Annotated in this window: 18 protein-coding genes; 11 read left to right on the top strand and 7 right to left on the bottom strand. The window is 72.1% G+C overall.

Going from position 1 to position 19968, the window contains the following annotated elements:
• Together ACIBBD_RS38235 and ACIBBD_RS38230 are read right to left on the bottom strand one after the other, a co-directional pair.
• On the bottom strand, window positions 1-374 hold a 374-nt coding region (locus ACIBBD_RS38235; RefSeq protein WP_399424551.1), incomplete at its 3' end, for an ATP-binding cassette domain-containing protein.
• Window positions 375-400: 26 nt separating this feature from the next.
• On the bottom strand, window positions 401-1075 hold the full coding sequence (locus ACIBBD_RS38230; RefSeq protein ID WP_399424549.1) for a DUF4097 family beta strand repeat-containing protein: 675 nt from the start codon (window positions 1073-1075) through the stop codon (window positions 401-403).
• A 225-nt stretch (window positions 1076-1300) separates the two neighbouring features.
• Here ACIBBD_RS38230 and ACIBBD_RS38225 point away from each other — a divergent pair, with 225 nt between their 5' ends.
• Entirely contained in the window at window positions 1301-2035 is a 735-nt protein-coding gene (locus ACIBBD_RS38225) for a helix-turn-helix domain-containing protein (protein ID WP_399424548.1), read from the top strand.
• A gap of 68 nt (window positions 2036-2103) precedes the next feature.
• Window positions 2104-2751, top strand: a complete 648-nt coding sequence (gene leuE, locus ACIBBD_RS38220; RefSeq protein ID WP_399424547.1) for a leucine efflux protein LeuE — start codon at window positions 2104-2106, stop codon at window positions 2749-2751.
• Here leuE and ACIBBD_RS38215 read toward each other — a convergent pair.
• Entirely contained in the window at window positions 2748-4166 is a 1419-nt protein-coding gene (locus ACIBBD_RS38215; RefSeq protein WP_399424545.1) for an FAD-dependent oxidoreductase, read from the bottom strand. The two genes, leuE and ACIBBD_RS38215, sit on opposite strands and share 4 nt — an antisense overlap.
• Before the next feature lie 73 nt (window positions 4167-4239).
• On the opposite strand from ACIBBD_RS38215, the gene ACIBBD_RS38210 reads away from it, so the two are divergent.
• The 4 genes from ACIBBD_RS38210 to ACIBBD_RS38195 all read left to right on the top strand — a co-directional run bounded on the left by ACIBBD_RS38210 (window position 4240) and on the right by ACIBBD_RS38195 (window position 7888).
• Window positions 4240-4890, top strand: coding sequence for a TetR/AcrR family transcriptional regulator C-terminal domain-containing protein (locus tag ACIBBD_RS38210; RefSeq protein ID WP_399424543.1), 651 nt, complete (start codon window positions 4240-4242; stop codon window positions 4888-4890).
• 223 nt (window positions 4891-5113) lie between these two features.
• Window positions 5114-6103, top strand: coding sequence for a glycosyltransferase family 2 protein (locus ACIBBD_RS38205; protein ID WP_399424541.1), 990 nt, complete (start codon window positions 5114-5116; stop codon window positions 6101-6103).
• Entirely contained in the window at window positions 6093-6623 is a 531-nt protein-coding gene (locus ACIBBD_RS38200) for a GtrA family protein (RefSeq protein ID WP_399424539.1), read from the top strand. The genes ACIBBD_RS38205 and ACIBBD_RS38200 overlap by 11 nt, the downstream gene beginning before the upstream one ends.
• A complete protein-coding gene (locus ACIBBD_RS38195) occupies window positions 6620-7888 on the top strand; it encodes an NAD(P)/FAD-dependent oxidoreductase (protein ID WP_399424537.1) in 1269 nt (422 codons plus the stop codon). The genes ACIBBD_RS38200 and ACIBBD_RS38195 overlap by 4 nt, the downstream gene beginning before the upstream one ends.
• Before the next feature lie 67 nt (window positions 7889-7955).
• On the opposite strand, the gene ACIBBD_RS38190 is transcribed toward ACIBBD_RS38195, so the two are convergent.
• Window positions 7956-9701, bottom strand: a complete 1746-nt coding sequence (locus tag ACIBBD_RS38190) for a hypothetical protein (protein ID WP_399424535.1) — start codon at window positions 9699-9701, stop codon at window positions 7956-7958.
• A 211-nt stretch (window positions 9702-9912) separates the two neighbouring features.
• On the opposite strand from ACIBBD_RS38190, the gene ACIBBD_RS38185 reads away from it, so the two are divergent.
• Together ACIBBD_RS38185 and ACIBBD_RS38180 are read left to right on the top strand one after the other, a co-directional pair.
• Window positions 9913-10896 (top strand): glycosyltransferase family 2 protein, encoded by a 984-nt coding sequence (locus ACIBBD_RS38185; protein WP_399424533.1) that lies wholly within the window; start codon window positions 9913-9915, stop codon window positions 10894-10896.
• A gap of 5 nt (window positions 10897-10901) precedes the next feature.
• Window positions 10902-12233 (top strand): polysialyltransferase family glycosyltransferase, encoded by a 1332-nt coding sequence (locus ACIBBD_RS38180; RefSeq protein ID WP_399424555.1) that lies wholly within the window; start codon window positions 10902-10904, stop codon window positions 12231-12233.
• Between the two features lie 202 nt (window positions 12234-12435).
• Here ACIBBD_RS38180 and ACIBBD_RS38175 read toward each other — a convergent pair whose 3' ends face one another.
• The 3 genes from ACIBBD_RS38175 to ACIBBD_RS38165 form a co-directional block, all read right to left on the bottom strand.
• Window positions 12436-13581, bottom strand: a complete 1146-nt coding sequence (locus ACIBBD_RS38175; RefSeq protein ID WP_399424531.1) for an acyltransferase family protein — start codon at window positions 13579-13581, stop codon at window positions 12436-12438.
• A gap of 225 nt (window positions 13582-13806) precedes the next feature.
• Window positions 13807-15159 carry a polysialyltransferase family glycosyltransferase gene (locus tag ACIBBD_RS38170; RefSeq protein WP_399424530.1) on the bottom strand — a complete coding sequence of 451 codons (1353 nt, stop codon included), beginning with the start codon at window positions 15157-15159 and terminating at the stop codon, window positions 13807-13809.
• Window positions 15159-16139, bottom strand: a complete 981-nt coding sequence (locus tag ACIBBD_RS38165; protein ID WP_399424528.1) for a glycosyltransferase family 2 protein — start codon at window positions 16137-16139, stop codon at window positions 15159-15161. The genes ACIBBD_RS38170 and ACIBBD_RS38165 overlap by 1 nt, the downstream gene beginning before the upstream one ends.
• A 198-nt stretch (window positions 16140-16337) precedes the next feature.
• On the opposite strand from ACIBBD_RS38165, the gene ACIBBD_RS38160 reads away from it, so the two are divergent.
• Genes ACIBBD_RS38160 through ACIBBD_RS38150 form a run of 3 tightly spaced genes read left to right on the top strand, consistent with a single transcriptional unit; the run spans window position 16338 to window position 19932 of the window.
• On the top strand, window positions 16338-17699 hold the full coding sequence (locus ACIBBD_RS38160) for a DUF6716 putative glycosyltransferase (protein ID WP_399424526.1): 1362 nt from the start codon (window positions 16338-16340) through the stop codon (window positions 17697-17699).
• Between the two features lie 32 nt (window positions 17700-17731).
• The gene (locus tag ACIBBD_RS38155; protein ID WP_399424524.1) at window positions 17732-18997 is read left to right on the top strand and encodes a cytidylyltransferase domain-containing protein; all 1266 of its coding nucleotides are present in this window, start codon (window positions 17732-17734) and stop codon (window positions 18995-18997) included.
• Window positions 18994-19932, top strand: a complete 939-nt coding sequence (locus ACIBBD_RS38150; RefSeq protein WP_399424523.1) for an N-acetylneuraminate synthase family protein — start codon at window positions 18994-18996, stop codon at window positions 19930-19932. Before ACIBBD_RS38155 ends, ACIBBD_RS38150 begins: the two co-directional genes overlap by 4 nt.
• The last annotated feature ends 36 nt before the right edge of the window (window positions 19933-19968 follow it).

Genomic DNA, 19968 nt, shown 5'->3' with positions numbered 1-19968 from the left:
CGTTCCAGCAGCTCGGTGGCGACGCGCCGTCCCTCACGCTTGGACAGGTGGTGCAGGTCCGCCATGAGGAGCATGTTCTCCTCGCCGGTGATCAGGCCGTCGACGGCGGAGAACTGCCCGGTGACGCCGATCGCGGCGCGCACGGCCTGCGGGTCGGTGGCGAGGTCGTGGCCGCCGACGCGGATCTCGCCGGAGGCGGGGTCGGGGGAGACGAGGGTGGAGAGGATCTTGACGGCGGTGGTCTTGCCGGCGCCGTTCGGGCCGAGCAGGGAGAAGATCGTTCCCTCGGGGACGGCCAGGTCGACGCCGTCGAGCACGATCTTGTCGCCGTAGGACTTGCGCAGCCCGTTCGCCGCGATGGCCAGGTTCGTCATGGTGGGTGCTCCTCGGAGGCCGCGGGTCAGAGCGCGCGGGCGGTGATGTCGCCGTGGGCGGTGGTGGCGTGGATGGTCAGGTCGGCGTCGGCGCCCTCGGTGTTCTTGAGCGCGTTGTGGATCCGGCCGTAGGAGGTGCCGGCGTCCAGGGAGGCGGAGACTCCGCGGGCGGCGCCGACCGAGATCTGGCCCTGCTGGGTGCGCAGCGTGACCGTGCCGCGCACGGCCTCGTGGATGCGGATGTCGCCCTGCTGGGTGCTGATCTCCGCGGGTCCGCCCAGGCGGCCGACCGAGACGTCGCCGGCCAGGACGGCCAAGCGGGCGCCCGCGGTCTCGTCGAGCTTGACCTGGCCGTGGGCGCCGTCGACGGCGACGTCGCCGAGCCGCCCGACCCCCCGGAACTCGGCGCCGGCCGACGTCACCTCGACGCGGGAGCCGGCGGGCAGCTGGACGGTCACCTCGACCGAGCCGGACGGGCCCAGGATCCGGTTCTTCGTCGCCGCCGCGGCCGTGATCCGCAGGGTGCCGTCGGCGTACTCGACCGTGGTCTGCTCGGCCAGCTTCACATCCCGGCCCTTGGCGGGGTCCGCGGGCCGGACCTCGACCGCGGTGTCGGCCCGGTCGGCGGCGATGACCTGCACCCGCCCGGCCTGGATGTCGAGGACGGCGGAGATCGGGGCGGGGGTGTCGAACTTCTGCATCGTGTGCTCCTTGACTCGCTGTTGTTTCCGACAACGGAAAAGCTACGTTGCATTCGACGATCCTTCAATGACTTCGTTGCTTAGGAACTGAATCTTCGCAGCTCACAGCTATAAAATCGTTGCAATGGTCCTGAATCTAACGCAACATCGCATGTCGGTTCGTTGCAATGACGTGGGAGTGAACGCTATGCTGGGCGGACGTGGGGGAGAACGAAGGAGACCGCGATGCCCGGAGGCAGGCTCACCCAGCAGGAACGTCAGCAGATCGCGCTGGGACTGGCCGACGGCCTCGCCTACGCGGAGATCGCCAGGCGTCTCGACCGCCCCACCTCGACCGTCACGCGCGAGGTCATGCGCAACGGCGGCCCCACCGCCTACCGCGCCGACCTCGCCCACCGCGCCACCGAACGCCGCACCCGCCGGCGCAGGCAGGCCGCGCCCCGGGGGGCGGAGGCGCCCGAGCAGGCCTACGGACGCGACGCCGAGGCCGTGCGCGAGTACGAGGAGCTGTTCACGACCGTCATGATGGCTTCGGGCATGCCCACGATGGCGGCCCGGGTGATGGCCTGCCTCACCCTCGCCGACTCCGGCAGCCTCACCGCGTCCGAACTCGTCCAGCGCCTCCAGGTCAGCCCGGCGTCCGTCTCCAAAGCGATCGCGTTCCTGGAGAGTCAGGCTTTCGTCCGCCGGGAACAAGGCGAACGCCGCCGCGAGCGCTACGTCGTCGACGACGACATCTGGTACCAGTCGATGATGGCCAGCGCCCGGGCCATCGCCCAGGTCGTCGAGACCGCACGGAAGGGCGTCGGCGTCCTCGGCCCCGGCACTCCGGCCGGCGCCCGCCTGGAGAACGTCGCCCGCTTCCTCGACTTCGTCAGCGAGAGCACCGCCCGCGCCGCGGAGCAGGCCCGCGAGATCCTCCACACGAAACCCGGGGCGCCCGCGGGCGCCGCCGACTGACCGGAGGGGGAACCGGCCGGCCGGAGTACCGAAGAGGAGTGCCGCACCCCCGTGCGACACTCCTTCGCATGTTCGGCGTCATCGACCTTCCCACCTATCTGGCAGGCCTCGTTCTGATCGTCCTGCTCCCCGGGCCCAACTCCCTGTACGTCCTCTCCGTCGCCGCCCGGCGCGGGGTGCGGGCCGGGTACACCGCCGCGGCCGGGGTCTGGTGCGGGGACACCGTGCTGATGACGCTCTCCGCCGCCGGCGTCGCCTCCCTCCTCCAGGGCAACGCCGTGCTGTTCGGGATCGTGCAGTACGCCGGGGCCGGGTACCTGACCTGGCTGGCGGTCGGGATGCTGCGGGCCGCGTGGGGGATGTGGCGGGAGCGGCGGAGTGCCGAGCCGGCGGTCGCCGAGGCCGCGGTCCCCGACGAGCGGCCCTTCCGCCGCGCGCTCGTCATCAGCCTCTTCAACCCCAAGGCGATCCTCTTCTTCGTCGCCTTCTTCGTGCAGTTCGTCGACCCGGGGTACGCCCATCCCGCCCTGTCGTTCGTCGTCCTCGGCGCGTTCGCGCAGCTCGCGAGCTTCCTCTATCTCAGCGCGCTGATCTTCGGCGGGACGAAGCTCGCTGCCTCCTTCCGCCGGCGCAGGCGGCTCGCGGCGGGGGCGACGTCGGCGGCCGGGGCGCTGTTCCTCGGGTTCGCGGTGAAGCTGTCGCTGGCGAGCGCCTAGGCGAGGTCCTGGCGGAGGCCGACGCGGGTCAGGTACTCGGGGAGGCCGGTCGTCGACTCGCCGGCCCAGCCGACGTAGCCGTCCGGCCGGATCAGGAAGACGCCGTCGCCGTACACCTCGTAGGACGGGATGCGGACGGTGGGCAAGGGCGACGCGGCCGGCCGGCCCACCGTCAGCAGCGTCCAGCCCGGCCCCCGGAACGCGTCGAAGAGCCGTACGCCGTCCACGGCCCCGTCCGGTGCCCGGTCGCCGGCCCGCACCGGGCCCGGCGCCGCGCGGGTCTCCTCCGTGAGCGACGACTCCCGGTACCCGAGCCCGAGCTGACGTGTCGCCTCACCGCGACGGGTCTCGCCGCGGTGCACGCTCGTCGACAGGTCGAGCATGCCGGCGGCGATCGGGCGGCGTTCCTCCTCGTAGGTGTCCAGCAGCGACACCGGGGCGCTGCCGCTCAGCACCGCCCCCAGCTTCCAGCCCAGGTTGTAGGCGTCCTGGACGCTGGTGTTGAGGCCCTGGCCCCCGGCCGGTGAGTGGACGTGCGCGGCGTCACCGGCGAGGAACACCCGGCCGTCCCGGAAGCGGTCGGCCAGGGCCGCCCGGGGGCGGAAGTCGGAGGCCCAGCGGACCTCGGTCACGTCCTCGGGGGCGAGGTGCGAGTGGGCGGCGACGACCTTGCGGACGCCGTCGGGGGAGAGGTCGACCGAGGCCCCCTCCGGGAGCCGGGCGGAGACCTGGAAGTCGTCCGTGCCGGCCAGCGGGCAGATCGCGAGGAAGCCGTCGCCCTCCCCGCGCGGCGGGAAGAGGTGCCAGTTGTCGCGGTCCAGGCCCCTCACCCGCACGTCCGCGACCAGCATCGGGCTCGGGTCGACCGTCTCGCCCGTCATGCCGACGCCGAGCGCCCGGCGCACGGTCGAACGGCCCCCGTCGGCGGCGACGACGTACCGGGCACGAACGCGGGCGCCGGACGCGAACTGCGCCGTGACCCCGTCCTCGTCCTGGGCGACACCGGTCACCTCCCTCCCGAAGGCGACCGTCCCGCCCAGTTCCTCCAGCCGGGCCATCAGGATCTCCTGGGTGCGCCACTGCGGCACCATCAACCCTTCGGCGTAGGGGGAGTCCGCCGTCGCCTCCGCCGGGTCGGACATGTGGTGCTCGCCCATCCGCCGGCCGTCCCGCCAGAGCATTCCCACCGGGTAGGCGCCCCCGGCCGCACGGATCGCCTCCAGCACGCCGAGGTCGTCGAAGACCTCCATCGTGCGGGGCTGGATCCCCTTGCCGCGCGAGCCGGGGAAGAGCCCCTCGGCCCGCTCCACCAGCAGCGCCTCCACACCGCGCCGGGCCAGATCGATGCCGAGGGCCAGTCCGCTCGGGCCCGCGCCCACGATCAGTACGTCCGTTTCCTGCACCTGCGGTGCCATACGCCCAGTCTCCTTAACGTTGTTAAGTGCCGTCGTTCGCCAGCGTGGACTTAACGGCGTTAAGCTGTCAAGCGTGAACACGGAAAGGCGGGCCCCCCTCGACCGCAAGCGAGTGGCCGACACCGCTCTGCGGCTCCTCAACGAGGTCGGTCTCGAGGGCCTGACCCTGCGGGCCATCGCCCGCGAGCTCGACGTCAAGGCACCCGCCCTGTACTGGCACTTCAAGGACAAGCAGGCGCTGCTCGACGAGATGGCGACGGAGATGTACCGCCGGATGGTCGCGGGCACGCCCCCCGAGTCCGCGGACACCTGGCGGGAGCGGCTGCGCAGGTCCAACCACGGCCTGCGCGAGGCGCTGCTCGGCTACCGCGACGGCGCCAAGGTCTTCAGCGGCTCACGCTTCACGGGGATGGAGCACGCCGGTCGGATGGAGGACGACCTGCGCCTGTTCACCGCCGCCGGCTTCACCCTCGCCCGGGCGGTCCGCGCGACCTCGACGACGTACGCGTACACGATCGGGTTCGTCACCGAGGAGCAGGGCGTCCAGCCGCTGCGGGGCGAACGGCGCGAGGGCTTCGACGTCGAGGAACGCGCCCGCCGGATGGCCGACTTCCCGCTGGCCGCGCAGGCCGGCGCGGAGATCTTCAGCGATTACGGCCGGCATTTCGAGGAGGGCCTCGAGATCGTCATCGACGGAATCGCCGCGCGCTACGGGGTGCGGTGAACGGTCTGGTTCACCGGGCGACAGCGCCCGCTTCACCCCCTGTTCAGCCCTCGGGCGACGGGGCTTTTCCGCTCCCGTGACCTGACCGTCCACCAGGGCCCGGGCGGGCGGCGCATGTCGCTTCACCGCATCCCGCCACTCATCACGCGTTCGAGCCGCGTTCACGTCGCGCCCCTACGTTCGCCGAATGCCAGACATACCCAGCCGGGTGCAGGCAACCCCCATGCCTCGTCAGCGTGGTGGCGCCGCGCTCGTCTCCTATGTATTGCCCGTCTTCAACGAACAGGACGGGATCCGCCACTTCCACGAGGAGCTCGTGGCGGCACTGGGCGAACGCCCCGAGTTCACCTATGAGTTGGTGTACGTCAACGACGGCTCCGTCGACGGCACGCTGGCCATCCTGGAAGACGTCGCCAAGAACGACCGGCGCGTCCGGGTCGTCGACTTCGCGCGCAACTTCGGGCACCAGATGGCCATCACCGCCGGAATCGACGAGGCGCGCGGCGACGCCGTGATCGTCATGGACACCGACCTCCAGGACCCGCCGAAGGTCAGCCTCCAGCTGATCGACGCCTGGCGGGACGGCGCGGAGATCGTGCACGCCCGTCGGCGCAGCCGGCAGGACACGCTCTTCAAGCGGGCCACCGCGCACGCCTACTACCGTCTGCTGCGGTCCTCCACCGACGTGGACATCCCGCTGGACACCGGCGACTTCCGGCTCATGGACCGACGCGCCGCCGACGAGCTGCGGCGCTTCCGGGAGCGCAGCCGGTTCGTGCGCGGCATGGTCGCCTCGATGGGCTTCCGGCAGAGCGAGGTGCACTTCGACCGCGACGAGCGGTTCGCCGGGGAGACCAAGTACCCGCTGCGCAAGATGGCGCGCCTCGCCATCGACGGGCTGACCGGTTTCTCCACCGCGCCCCTGCGGATGATCACCAAGCTGGGCTTCGCGGTGCTCGCGCTGTCGTTCCTCGGCATCTGCTACGCGCTCGCCATGAAGGTGCTGCGGCCGGAGATCACGGTCTCCGGCTGGACGATGCTGATGGTCGTCGTCCTGTTCCTCGGTGGCGTGCAGATGCTGTCGCTCGGCGTGCTGGGCAGCTACATCGGGCGTACGTACAACGAGGTGCAGGGCCGGCCCCTGTACACCGTGCGGCAGGTCATCGCGCAGGACCCGGAGGCCGGCGGTGACGGCATCGGCCATGGCCACTGAGGACGTGGTGCACACCGGCTCCCGGACGGGCACGGACGACCCCGCCGGCACGGGCTCTCCGGCAGGCACCGACTCTTCGGCGAGCCCCGACGTCCCGGCGGGCACCGACACCTCGCAGAGCCCCCGCACCCCGCGCGGCACCCGCACCCGCGACCTCCGGCAGCTGGTCACGTACGCGCTGGTCGGCGGCAGTGGCGTCCTGCTGGACCTGGGCGCGTTCCTGCTGCTCTACAACGTCGCCGGGCTGCACGAGCAGGTGGCCAACGTGCTCTCCACCAGCCTCGGCATCACCAACAACTTCGTCCTGAACGCCCTGTTCACCTTCGGCAAGCGCGACCGTCTGCTGACGCGCTTCCTGCGCTTCTACGCCGTCGGCCTGACCGGTATCGCCCTGACGTTCGTGCTGCTCGCGGTGTTCTCCCGGGGGCTCGGCATCGACCCGAACCTCGTGAAGGCCGGCTCGCTGCCGGTGGTGCTGGTCTTCCAGTTCGCGCTCAACAGAAAGTGGAGTTTCGCATGAATCTCGGCGTCATCGGCGCGGGAGCGACCGGCCTCACCGCCGCGTACGACGCGGTCCGGCAGGGCCACGCGGTCACCGTCCTGGAGGCCGCCGACGAACTGGGCGGGCTCGCCGCGTCGATCCCCGTCGGGGGAGTGCCGCTGGAGCGCTACTACCACCACATCTTCCGCAGCGACCGCCAGATGATCGAGCTCATCGAGGAGCTGGGCCTGGGCGGCGACCTGCGCTTCCACAAGACCACCACCGGGGTGTTCCGCGACGGGCGGATGCACCCCTTCAGCACGCCGCTGGAGATGCTGAACTCCCCGCTGTACGGCCTGCCCGCCGGGATCCGCTTCGGTCTGTCGTCGGCGTGGCTGAAGCTGGTGCGCGACGGGGAGCGGTTCACCGACCGCACCGCCCTGAGCTGGCTCAACAAGTGGGCCGGGCGGCGGGCCACCGAGGCCGTCTGGGAGCCGCTGCTGCGCGGGAAGTTCGGCGACCGCGCCGACCAGGTGTCCATGGCCTGGCTGTGGGCGCGCGTCCACTGCCGCACCTTCGAACTCGGCTATCTGGACGGCGGGTTCGAGCGCGTGTACGCGACGATGCGCGACCGGATCGCCGAGCACGGTGGCAAGGTCGAGTTCGGCAAGCGGATGGAGACGATCCGTCAGGACGGCGAGGACGGGCCGGTCACCGTGCGCACGGCCGACGGCGCCTCGTACGCCTTCGACCACCTCATCGTCACCACTCCGCAGCCCGCCTTCGCCAAGGCCGCCGACGCGCCGGCCGACGACGCCGTCTGGCGCAACCAGTACCTGGGCGCTACCTGCTTCGTCCTGGAGCTGGACCGCAGCGCCATCCCGTACTACTGGCTGAACATCAACGAGCCCGACTTCCCGTTCCTGGCGGTCGTCGAGCACACGCAGATGATCGACCCGGCGCAGTACGGGGGCCGCCACATCCTCTACGTGGGCAACTACGTCGAGCGGGACGACTGGCGCTTCACCACCGAGCCGGCCGAGCTGCTGGAGCGGTATCTGCCCTGGCTCAGGCGGCTGAACCCTCAGTTCGACCGCTCCTGGATCCAGGACTGGCACTTCTCGCGGGCGCCCTTCGCCCAGCCCGTGGTCACGCCCCGGTACAAGGCGCTGATCCCGGGCCACCGGACCCATCTCAGCCGCGTCACGCTCGCGACGATGGCACAGATCTACCCGCAGGACCGGGGGCAGAGCTACTCGGTGGAGCTGGGCCACAAGGCGGCGCGCATCGCGGGCGCGACCTGACCCGTCGGCCGAGCGACGAGGGCCCCGGCGGAGCGGCTCCGCCGGGGCCCTCGTCATCGGGTGCGGGTCACTGCGGGTGGCGCAGGGTGCACACCACGAGCTGCTGACCCTCCGTCGGCTTCGGGCACCGGTAGGTGGTGCGGATGTCGGCGGCGATCCGCGGGTCGATCACACCGAGCGACAACCAGCTGGGCTGGTAGACGGCGTAGGCGGGCGGGTGCTCCTGCGTGACGCAGCGCACGTTCTCCCGGGTCGACGTCAGCGAGGGGACCTCGGTGAGCTGCTTGGGCACGTTGAAGAACGTGGGGAAGGGGTAGCGGCACGGGGTCGGGTGGCCGACGTAGTACGCCTGCTGCCCGAAGGAGAGGTACTGGACCTCCACCCCGGCCGGGAGTTCGGCGTTCACCCGCTCCGCGGCGGCCTCCGCCGACCGCGCCTGCTCCTTCAGCTCCGCGTTGGTCGTGACGATGTTCCCCTCGACCACCCGGACCCCGGACGTGGGCCACACGGTCGCGGCCAGGCACACGACGAGCGCGAGGACGGGCAGGGCGACCGGAACACGGCGGACACGCGGACGCGGCGCCCGCACCCGCAGCAGGTCCACCGCGCCGGCGAGGAGGGCCGCAGCCGAGGCGAGCCACGCGAGCACCGCAGCGTCGACGTCCGCGCGGACCGGGGCGAGCAGCGGGGCCAGCGCCCCCAACAGCAGGGCGAGCACGGTGAGGCACAGCGGGGGGCGGCCGTACCGTCCGTACCAGCGGCCGATCGCCAGACCGGTCAGGGCCGCGGCCACCACCGGCAGGCTCTCGCCGTGGTAGGCGAACCAGTTGCCCTGGTAGACCACGACGGCCAGGCCCACCACGAGCAGCAGCAGCGTGACGAGCACGGCCTCGACGCGCTGCCGGCGCGAGGAGAGGGTGGCGGCGAACAGCAGCAGCGCGCCGGGCAGCAGCGCGAGCACCGGGGTGAGCGCGATCCGGTCGCCCAGGTAGTCGGCGGTCCGCAGCAGCAGGTCGGCGACGACGACCGGCTCGCTGCCCAGCGCGTGCGCGTTGATGTGCGGCATGTCGCGCAGCCACTGCAGTTCGCGCGAGCCCGACCAGGCGCTGAGCGCGAACAGCACACCGGTGGCGACGGCGGTCGCCGCGGCGAGCAGCAGGGCCCGTACGCGGTCCACGGCGAAGACCACGAGCAGCGCCATCGCGGCGGTGCCCGCGGTCGAGTACTTCATCAGGACGGCGAGGGCGAGCGGCAGTGCGGCGAGCGCGACGGCCTGCGGGCGGCCGCGCACGCCGAGCGCGGCGGCGACGGCGACCGTCGCGAAGACGATCGCGAACCACTCCGGCTGCAGGTAGTCGATGACGGGCGCGAAGGCCAGGGTGAGGGCGGTCAGGCCCGCGACGAGCACCGCGTCCCGCTCGGGCACACGGCGGCGCAGAGCCCGGTGCAGAAGAAGCCCGGCGGCCGCGCACAGGGCGAGACCGACGAGCCGCATGAGGGCCTCGCGCACCGCGTTCGACCCGCCGGTGACGGAGTCCAGGCCGGCGAGCGTCCAGCGGTAGAAGAAGGGCCGGTGGGCGAATATCTCGGATGGGGACAGACCGCTCGCCCCCGTCGTCCGCAGGGCGGCGAGCACATAACGGATGTCGAGGAAGACACCGGCGGTGAGGGTCGTGTGGACCAGCAGCGCGGCGGTGGTGATGGCGGTGGTCCACCCCGCGGGAGAGGTGAGGCGCAGCCGGCCGAAAGCCGGTCCATGCGAACTCCGCCCGCGCCGTGCGACGGGCGGAGGTGAGGTGGATATCTCGGTCACGTGCGCGAACCTAGCACCGTATTCCGCGGGAATTGGGGGCGGTGGAAACGGGGCGGAGACGAGTCACCGGGTCTTCATCTGGAATTCTCCCGCGCGACCCGCATCGGATGTCACGCCGAGTTCACCGGAATTTCGGTGTCGGGACACGCGGATGCGGATCCACCTTTCTTAGGATCACTTGACTTTCCGCTGAGAATCCAGGTGCGCACACGTGGCCAACACACCGACCCTGTCCGTCGTCGTCCCCTGCTACAACATCGAGCGGTATCTCCCCGAGACCGTGACTAGCCTGGTCAACAACGCGCGGGACGACTTCGAGTTCATCTTCGTCGAGGACAGGTCCACCAAGGACAGGACCTACGAGGCGCTCCTCGCCCTGACGGTGAGACTCGACAACAGCCGGGTGATCCGGCACGAGCGCAACGGCGGACTGGCCACCGCGCGCAACACCGGCATCGACGTCGCGGAGGGCCGCTACCTCACCTTCCTCGACGGCGACGACTGGCTGGCGCCGGGCTACCTGGCCCGGCTGGTGGACGTGATCGAGCGGTACGACGTCGACTTCGTACGCACCGACCACGTACAGGTCACCGGCGTCGAACGGGCCGTCCACCGGGCGCCCGAGGGCCGCCGCCACACCCCGCTCGACCCGCGCGGCTCCATCCTCCCCGTCGACGACACCACGATGGTCGACTATCCCTACGCCTGGGCCGGCATCTACCACCGCCGCCTCCTCGACCGGGGAATGCTCCGCTTCCACGACGGGCTGCGCACCGCCGAGGACCGGCCGTGGATATGGGACCTGCACCGCAGGGCGGACTCCTACGTCGTCGCCAGCCTGCGCGGGGTCTTCTACCGCCGGGGCGTCGCCAGTTCGCTCACCCAGATCGGCGACGTGCGCCAGCTGGACTTCTTCCGCTCCTTCGACCTCGTCCTCGCCGAGCTCGCCGACGATCCCGAGGCCGGCCGGCTGCGCGCGAAGGCGCTGCGCAACTACTGCGTCGTCATCGCCCACCAGCTGCTCGACCGGCGCCGGTTCGAGCGCGGCGTGGCCGCACGGCTGAAACGGCTGGCCGCCGAGGCGCTGGGCAGGATGAGCGAGGACGAACTGAGCGAGGCCGTGGTGGGGATGGGCGAGGAACGCGTCCACGTGCTGCGCCGCGTCCGGGGCGGCATGAAGGGAGTGGCGGCGTGATCCAGATGTTCTTCTCGGCCACCCAGTACGCGGCGGCGACCGTCACCGCCGCGATCCGCGCCGGCCGGTTCGGCCCGCGCGGGGGCGTCCGCCGCATCCTCGTCGTCAGCAACACCGCCGCCGCGCCGGAGGTCGGCACCCCGCTCGACCGGATGGCCGGCTTCGAGAAGCTGCGCCCCGAGTTCGACGAGGTGCGGTCCTGGAACGAGTTCATCTCCCCGCACCACCCGGCCGGCTGGTCGCCGCGCGCCCAGGACACCCTGCTGTGGGAGAAGGCCGTACGCCTGGCCTGGGACCTCGGTGACGAACCGGTCGAGATCGCCTGCGAGTCCATCCAGGCCAACCCCTCCCGCGCGGTCGCCGACATCTTCGCCGACAGCCCGATCCACGTGTACGCGGACGGCCTGATGAGCTACGGCCCCACCCGCAACCGCATCCCGCACGGCATGAGCAGCCGCATCGTGCGCGTCCTCCACCTCGACCTGGTGCCCGGCCTGCGGCCGATGCTGCTGTCCGAGTACGGCGTCGAGCCCGAGGCCGTCCCGAACGAGGCGATCGTGGACGTCCTCGCGCAGATCGGCGCGTCCGGCGCCGGCGTCCTCGCCGAGCGGCTCCCGGCCGACCGCCCCGCCACCGCCGTGCTCCTCGGCCAGTACCTCTCCGCGATCGACCTGATCACCCAGGACGAGGAGGAGCAGCTGCACATCCGCATGCTGCGGGCCGCCGCCCGCGCGGGCCACCGGGACGTGCTGTTCAAGCCGCACCCGAGCGCGCCCGCCGTGTACGGCGAGTCGCTGGAGGCGGCCGCCGGGGAACTCGGCGTGCGGCTCACGGTGCTGAACGAACCCGTCCTCGCCGAGACCGTGTACGCGTACCTGAGGCCGAAGCTCGTCATCGGCTGTTTCTCCACGGCACTGATGACCGCCGCCGCCTTCTACGGCATTCCCGTCGCCCGCGTCGGCACGGAGCTGCTCCTGGAGCGCATCACGCCGTACGAGAACAGCAACCGCATCCCGCTCACCGTCATCGACGCGGCGCTGCCCGACGCGGAGCACGACGAGCTCGGTGCCCCCCTCGAACTCGCGGGTGCGGCCGAGAGGCTGACGCCCCTGGTACGGGCCGTGGGGTACTGCATGCAGTCCCGCAAGCACCACGCCCTGCGCGAGGAGACGGCCGTCTGGCTCGCCACCCACCTGGCCGAGTACCAGCGCTACTTCAAGCGCCGCCGCCTGACGAGCCTGCGCCTGCCCGGCGGCGACCCGGTCCGGGCCGAGGCGCTGCGCCGCCATCCGGCGGTGCGGCGGGCCGTCCGGCGGTTGCGGTCGGCAGCGCGTTGAGACAGTGCCGGGGGGGGGGGGGGGGGGGGGGGGGGGGGGGGGGGGGGGGGGGGGGGGGGGGGGGGGCGCCGGGCGCGGGGCGCCCGCCCCCCCCCCGCCCCCCCCCCCCCCCGGGCCCGCGGGGGGGCCGGGCGCGCCCGCCCGGCGGCTTCGGCGGGCCGGTGACGGCCCGGCCCCCCTTTCCGGGCGCCCCGCGCCCCGCCTACCCCCGCCGTACCACCAGCGCCTTCTTCAGCCGCGGCCCGAACGGCTTCTCCACGAACCGGTGCAACAGCCAGGCGATGCCCAGCATGGCCAGCACGGTCGCGGTGAACGTGACGTACGGGCTCAGCCCGAACTCGCGGTACAGCACCCGGATGAAGAACCAGCCCAGGTGCTCGTGGATCAGATAGAAGGGGTACGTCAGCGCCCCGGCCACCGTCAGCCAGCGCCAGTTGGCCCGGCTCGTCCAGCCGAGGGCCACCGCGGCGACCGCGACGAAGGCGACGAGGACGATCAGCTGGATGACGTACGGGCTGCGGTGGAAGTCGCCCTGCGGGCCGGGGTGCCACAGGGCCGTGACCGAGTAGCGCTGGCCGAGCAGGAAGCTGACGCCCACGATGCCCCACAGCAGCAGGTCGTTGCCGAAGCGGTGGATCAGGTACAGGGCGAGGCCGCCGATGAAGTACGGGGCGTGGTCGCGCATCACCAGCTGGTCGGTCAGCGGGTGGTCGGCGACCCGGGCGAAGACGCCGGCCAGCGTCCACAGGCAGCAGAACAGCACCACCCGCCGGTAGGTGACGCCCCGCCACACCACGAACAGCGCGAACAGGGCGTAGAAGCGCACCTCCACCCAGAGCGTCCAGTCCACCCCCAGCACCCGGGGCACGCCCATCGGCTGCTGGAGCATGGTGAGGTTGACGAGGAGCTCGTCCGAGCGGAGCGGCTGCGACACCACCGGCAGGAGGAAGGCGGCGGCGGTGACCAGCACGATCGCCGCCCAGTACGCCGGGTACAGACGGGCGACCCGGGAGCGGAAGAAGTCGCCCAGGCTCCGTCCCCAGCTGCTCATGCAGATCACGAACCCGCTGATGAGGAAGAAGAACTGCACCCCCAGGCTGCCGTAGGTCGCGAACTGCGACAGCGTCGGGAACTTCACGCCGGGGGACTGCTGCCAGGACTGCGCGACCTCGCCGTTCTTGCCGGCGTAGTGGTAGAAGCAGACCATCAGGGCGGCCAGCAGGCGCAGCCCGTCCAGGGCGCGCAGCCGGCTCTCCGCCCGGGGCCGGACCGGCCGGTCGGGAAGGGAGAGGGCCGGCCGGGGCACCGGTTTCGACGCCGGCGGCGGAGCCTGGTCAGTCGCGCTCATCCTGGGGGACCTTCCATGGGAGTCAGGAGTCGGGCTCGCACGCTATGCACCTCCGACGTGTGCGGGATGAGGAGCGGCTGACTCACGGGCGGCGTGAAGGTGGTGATCGGATGAACAGCTGCCCGGCCGGGTCCGCCGGCCGGGCGACCGCGTCGGCCGTTCGCCGGCCGCCGGCTTGAGGGGCCGCGTCCACCGTGTGCCGGCCGCCGGCTTCAGGGTCCCCGGCTACCGCTTGCCGGCCACCCGCTTCAGGGTCCGCGCCCGGCGCGCGAGGCGGCGGACGGTCGTGTTGCGGGGGATGAAGGCGAGCCGGCCCGGTACGGCACCGGGCAGGGCCAGCGCCGCCAGGCGCCGGCGCCTGAAGTAGCGCCAGGTGTGCGCGTCCAGGCGCGTGGAGAGGTAGCGCTCCGCCTCACCCCGGAGCCCCGGGTGGATCTTGGGCTGCATCGCGAAGCCGACGGCCCCGAGCAGCGCGGCCAGCTCGTCCACCCGCTCCGGCGACGGCATGGTCCACGCCTCCACGGCCGGCCTGTCCGCCAGGTCCGGCAGCAGCGCGTCGACGATGGTGAGCGGCACCCGGTTGCTGTTCTGGTAGGGCGCCAGCCCGGCCAGCACGGTGTCGGTGCCGGCCCGGGCGACCGGGAGGCCGTACAGGCCGGCGGCGGTGAGCAGCGCGGTGGAGAAGCAGCCGACGACGAGGGCGGGCCGCAGCCGCTGGTAGGCCACCTCCGCGAGGACGGGCCGGTCGAGGAGGACGAGGTCCGCCCCGAGCCTCCTCGCCTCGTCCTCCAGCAGCCCGGACCAGCGGGCGGGTGCCACGGGGTGCGGTTTGAACACGAGCCTGCGGTGCCCGAGCGCCACGGCGCCGCGCACCATGGCCAGGTGCAGCTCCTCCTCCTCGGCGTCGCCGAGGATGCCGAGCGCGCAGAGGTACTGCCCCAGCAGCAGAGCCGGTGGCTCCTCGGGAGCGCCCAGGTCGTCCTCGGCCTCGGCGAGTTCGCCCAGCACCTTCAGGAACGCCTCGGACGGCACCACCACCGGCGGTACGCCGAACTCGGTGAGCAGCAGCGGGGTGAGGCCGGGCACCAGATCGAGGTGGAGCAGCCGGCCGACCCGGGTGCCCACCAGCGGATCGATCTTGTCGCGGGTGGGGCCGTAGCTCATGAGTCCGTCGGCGTAGACGTCGACGGGGGCACCGGTGAACAGCTGGCACAGCGCCAGCGCCGGATTCACCTGCACCGACTCCACGGCCAGGTGGACCTCGTCGTCGCCGAGGTCCCACAGCAGCCGTACGTACCGCTCCCACAGGGGGATGTCGTCCCCGCGCGGACCCCAGCCGCCGGGGTGGAAGGGGGAGATGGTCTCGTTCCAGGACAGCACCTCGTCGAAGCGCTCACGGATCCGGGCGAAGCCCGGCATCGTGTCGACGGACGGCGTGATCTCCGGATTGGTCGCGTTGTTGGTGACCACCAGGAGCCGGCGGTCGGTCGGTGCGAAGAGCCCGGCGTCGAGGGCGGCGGCCAGGGTCGCGGCGCCGTACAGGGTCGAGACGCAGAAGATGCGGGTGGTGCGAGGCATCAGGCGGCCACCGTCCACGCCGCCACCGGCCTGCGCCGCGCGCGCCGCAGCACACTCGCCCGCCGCACGTCCATCGAGTCCATGACCTCCGCGAGCACGTCCTGCGGCATTCTCCGCAGGGCGGCGGCGCACAGGGAGCGCAGTTTCCGGGCCACGGCGGGTTCGAACCTCTCGATCGAGCCGAGGTGATGCGTCATGACCGCGCAGTAGGTGCGTACCGCTTTGGGCAGCAGCCGGTCGGCCTCGGGGTCGCGCGCCGTCTCCTCGAGCACCTGGTCGAACGCGCGAATGAAGTCCAGTTGCCGTACGTCGCCGATCTGGGTGAGGGAGGAGGCCACGCCGCGCCGGTAGTAGACCCCCAGCAGCCCCACCACGGCGAAGGTGTCCGCCCTGAGGTGGAGGTTCCAGATCCACGGCCGGTCCTCGGCCGTCCGCAGCCCGTCGGTGAAGTGCAGCAGTCCGCGGTCGACCAGGCGGCGGTGGTAGATGCCGGCCCAGGCGTAGGCGTAGTCCACCGAGGTGGACCGGTCGGCGGGCAGGATCGCCTCCCGCGGGTTCATCACCGTCGCGCGGCGGCCGTGCGGGACGCGGTGAATGCTCCGCGCCCGCCCGGTGCACTGCACGTGATCGGTGCGGACGAAGTCGCAGCCCAGCTCCTCGGCGGCGGCGAGCAGCCGGGGCAGGTATCCGGGCGCCAGCCAGTCGTCGCCGTCCAGGAACGTCAGATATTCGCCCCGGGCGGTGTCGATGCCGGTGTTTCTCGCGGTCGCCAGCCCTCCGTTCTTTTCGTGTCTGACCAGTACCGCCCCCGGCAGTTGGCGTTCCGCGCGCGCGAGAATGTCCGAGGTCGCGTCGGTCGAGCAGTCGTCGACCAGAATGAACTCGACATCGTCGCGCGTGTTCGCACGCAGACTCACAAGAGTGTCGGACGCGTATTGCTGCACGTTGTAGAAGGGCACGATCACGGAGAGCTTCGGCACTCGCGAAAGCCTAGGAGCGTGCCCGGGAGCGGAAATTTCCGACGCGGGTACGGGGCGTGAACTCGATGTGTCGGATCGGTGCCTCCAGCGTATTTCCCCCGTATCGACGGGCCAGTTCGGGCACCGGTGGCGCGCTGTTAACTTTTTGTTGAGTCGCGGTTGGGCCGGACTCGGGTTTTGCTTCCTAGCGTCTTGGCCGTGCCACCACGTACTTCGAAGCCCCTGCGGATCGCCGTGCTCGCGGACTCCGACACCCGCTGGAAATGGGGTGCGTCGACCGCGGGCCGGATCGCCCCGGACGGGCGGTCGGGCCCGTCCGGGGAAGCGGGCTCCCACGACGGCGCGCAAACCGCCCCCGTCCTCGACGGGTACCTGCTGCGCGGACGCGCGACCCCCACCCCCCGCCAGCTGGCCGAGGTCGGCGTGCGCGCCGACTCCCTGCGCGAGGTCACCGCCGTCGAGTTCCTGCGCGTCATGGCACGCGAGTCCTACGACGTCCTCGTCCTCGCGCTGGTCGGGGGCGGCGTCCAGGCGATCCTGCACGGGCTGAGCCGGACCTGGGCGCGGGGCACGGGGGAGCGGCCCGTCGTGGTCACCGGCTACGTCGGTGTCGTCTACGAGAAGCTCGCCGACGGTCTGCTGCTGCGGCACGGCGCGGACCTCGTCCTCGCCAACTCCCGCCAGGACGCCGAGCGTTTCCGCGCGGTGTACGAGGGAGTGGGCGCGGACGCCTCCTCGGTGACCGAGGTGGCCCTGCCGTTCCTCGGGGGAGCCGCCTACGCGGGCGAACGCGACCCGTACACGGTGGTCTTCGCCGCGCAGCCCTCCGTACCGGAGAGCCGCGGGGACCGCGCGTACCTGCTGGACCGGCTGGTCCGGCACGCCCGGCTCCACCCCGAGCGCGAGGTGCTGCTCAAGCTCCGTTCCAGGCCGGGCGAACACACCACCCACATCGAGGAGCTGCCGTACCAGAAGCTGGCGCAGAAGCTCGACCTGCCGCCCAACGTCCGCCTGGTGTACGGCCACATGGGCGAGGTGCTCGACCGCACCGACCTCATGGTCACGGTCAGCTCCACCGCCGCCCTCGAATCCCTGCACCGCCGCATCCCCACCGTGGTCCTCACCGACCTCGGCGTGCGCGAGGCACTCGGCAACCACCACTTCGTCGGCTCCGGCTGCCTCGCCTCCTGGGACCAGCTCGACGCCGGGCACCGGCCCCGCCCCGACGAGGAGTGGGTGGCCCGGCAGGGCGTCGCCGCGGACGGCTCGTACGACAAGGCCTTCGACGAGGCCCGCGCACGCATCGCCGAGCTGCTCGACCGGCCCGGCGGCCTGCCCCCGCTCACCCCCTACTACACACCGGCCACCGCGCCCGGCTACCTCCCCGGCCTCCTCGCCCGCCACCACCTCGGCCCCGACGGCAGCCCGCTGCCCGGCGCCCCCGCCGCCGACCGGGAACCCGGGCCGGTTCGCCAGATCGTGCGCCGCGCCGCCCGCGGCGCCTACCGGCACGGAGTGCAGCGCGTGGCGCCCGTCATCCGCCGGATGGGGGAGCTGTGACCTCCCCGACGTCCCCCCAAGGAGTCCACCCCATGTCCAACCCCCAGGCGGGCGTGCGCCGCGTGCTCGCCGTGATCCCCGCGCGCGGCGGCTCCAAGGGCGTCCCCGCGAAGAACCTCGCGTCCGTCGGTGGCGTGCCGTTGGTGGCGCGGGCCGTGCGGGAGTGCCGGGCCACCCGGCTGGTCACCGACGTCGTGGTCTCCACCGACGACCAGGCCATCGCGGCGGCGGCCCGGGAGGCCGGAGCCGAGGTCGTGCTGCGGCCGGCCGCCATCGCCGGGGACACCGCCACCTCCGAGGCCGCCGTCCTGCACGCCCTGGACACCCACGAGGCCCTGCACGGCACGGCCGCCGACGTGGTGCTGCTCGTGCAGTGCACCAGCCCGTTCCTCGTCCGCGAGGACATCGACGGGGTGGCCGCCGCCGTGGCCGAGCACGGCGCGGACACCGCGGTGACCGTCGCCCCGTTCCACGGGTTCGTCTGGCGGGACGCCGACGAGGACGCGGCGGACGACGACGGCGGACACGGAGGCGGCGGCCGCGGCGTCAACCACGACAAGTCCTACCGCCCCCGCCGCCAGGACCGGCCCCAGGACTTCCTGGAGACCGGCGCCGCCTACGCCATGGACGCGGCCGGCTTCCGCGAGCACGGCCACCGCTTCTTCGGCCGCACCGACCTCGTCCGCACCGACCCCGCCCGCGTGCTGGAGATCGACGACCCGCACGACCTGGCACGGGCACGCGCCCTCGCCCCCCTCTTCGACGCGGACCGCCCCGGTTCGCTGCCCACGGCCGCCGACATCGACGCGGTCGTCCTCGACTTCGACGGCACCCAGACCGACGACCGGGTGCTGATCGACTCAGAGGGACGGGAGTTCGTCTCCGTGCACCGCGGCGACGGACTCGGCATCGCCGCCCTGCGCAGAAGCGGGCTGCGGATGCTCATCCTGTCCACGGAACAGAACCCGGTCGTCGCCGCCCGCGCCCGCAAGCTCCAGCTGCCCGTGCTGCACGGCATCGACCGCAAGGACCTCGCACTCAAGCAGTGGTGCGAGGAACAGGGCATCGCGCCGGAGCGCGTGCTCTACGTCGGCAACGACGTCAACGACCTCCCGTGCTTCGCCCTCGTCGGCTGGCCCGTGGCGGTCGCGAGCGCCCACGACGTCGTACGCGGCGCCGCACGCGCGGTCACCAGCCTCCCCGGTGGCGACGGCGCGATCCGGGAGATCGCCGGCTGGATCCTCGGACCCTCGCTCGACTCCCTCTCCCCTCACCACGTAAGGAACTCCCAGACATGAGCACCAACTCCCGCCTGCGCCAGTTCGGTTCGCGTACCGCCGGTCCCGGTCAGCCCGTCTACATCTGCGGTGAGATCGGCATCAACCACAACGGCGAGCTGGAGAACGCCTTCAAGCTCATCGACGTGGCCGCCGAGGCCGGCTGCGACGCCGTGAAGTTCCAGAAGCGCACCCCGGAGATCTGCACCCCGCGCGACCAGTGGGACATCGAGCGCGACACTCCCTGGGGCCGGATGACGTACATCGACTACCGCCACCGGGTCGAGTTCGGCGAGGACGAGTACCGCCGGATCGACGAGTACTGCAAGGAGAAGGGGATCGCCTGGTTCGCCTCCCCGTGGGACACCGAGGCCGTCGCCTTCCTGGAGAAGTTCGACGTGCCGGCCCACAAGGTCGCCTCCGCCTCCCTCACCGACGACGAACTGCTGCGCGCCCTGCGCTCCACCGGCCGTACGGTCATCCTCTCCACCGGCATGTCCACCCCGAAGCAGATCCGGCACGCCGTCGAGGTCCTCGGCAGCGACAACATCCTGCTCTGCCACGCCACGTCGACCTACCCGGCGAAGGCCGAGGAGCTCAACCTGCGGGTGATCAACACGCTGGAGAAGGAGTACCCGAACGTCCCGATCGGCTACTCCGGCCACGAGACCGGCCTGCAGACCACCCTCGCCGCCGTCGCCCTCGGCGCCACCTTCGTCGAGCGCCACATCACCCTCGACCGCGCCATGTGGGGCTCCGACCAGGCCGCCTCCGTCGAGCCGCAGGGCCTGCAGCGTCTCGTCCGCGACATCCGCACCATCGAGGCCTCCCTCGGTGACGGCGTCAAGAAGGTCTACGACTCCGAACTCGGCCCCATGAAGAAGCTGCGCCGCGTGGCCGGCGTCGTCGCCGAGGCGGAGATCGCCGCGGCCGCCGGCGAGCCCGTCGCGGTCTGACCCCGGCCCCCTCTCCACCGCTACGAGTGCCTCACG

The organism is Streptomyces sp. NPDC051315 (genome assembly GCF_044455165.1).
GTDB lineage: Bacteria > Actinomycetota > Actinomycetes > Streptomycetales > Streptomycetaceae > Streptomyces.
This window is presented reverse-complemented; position numbering and strand designations above follow the sequence as displayed.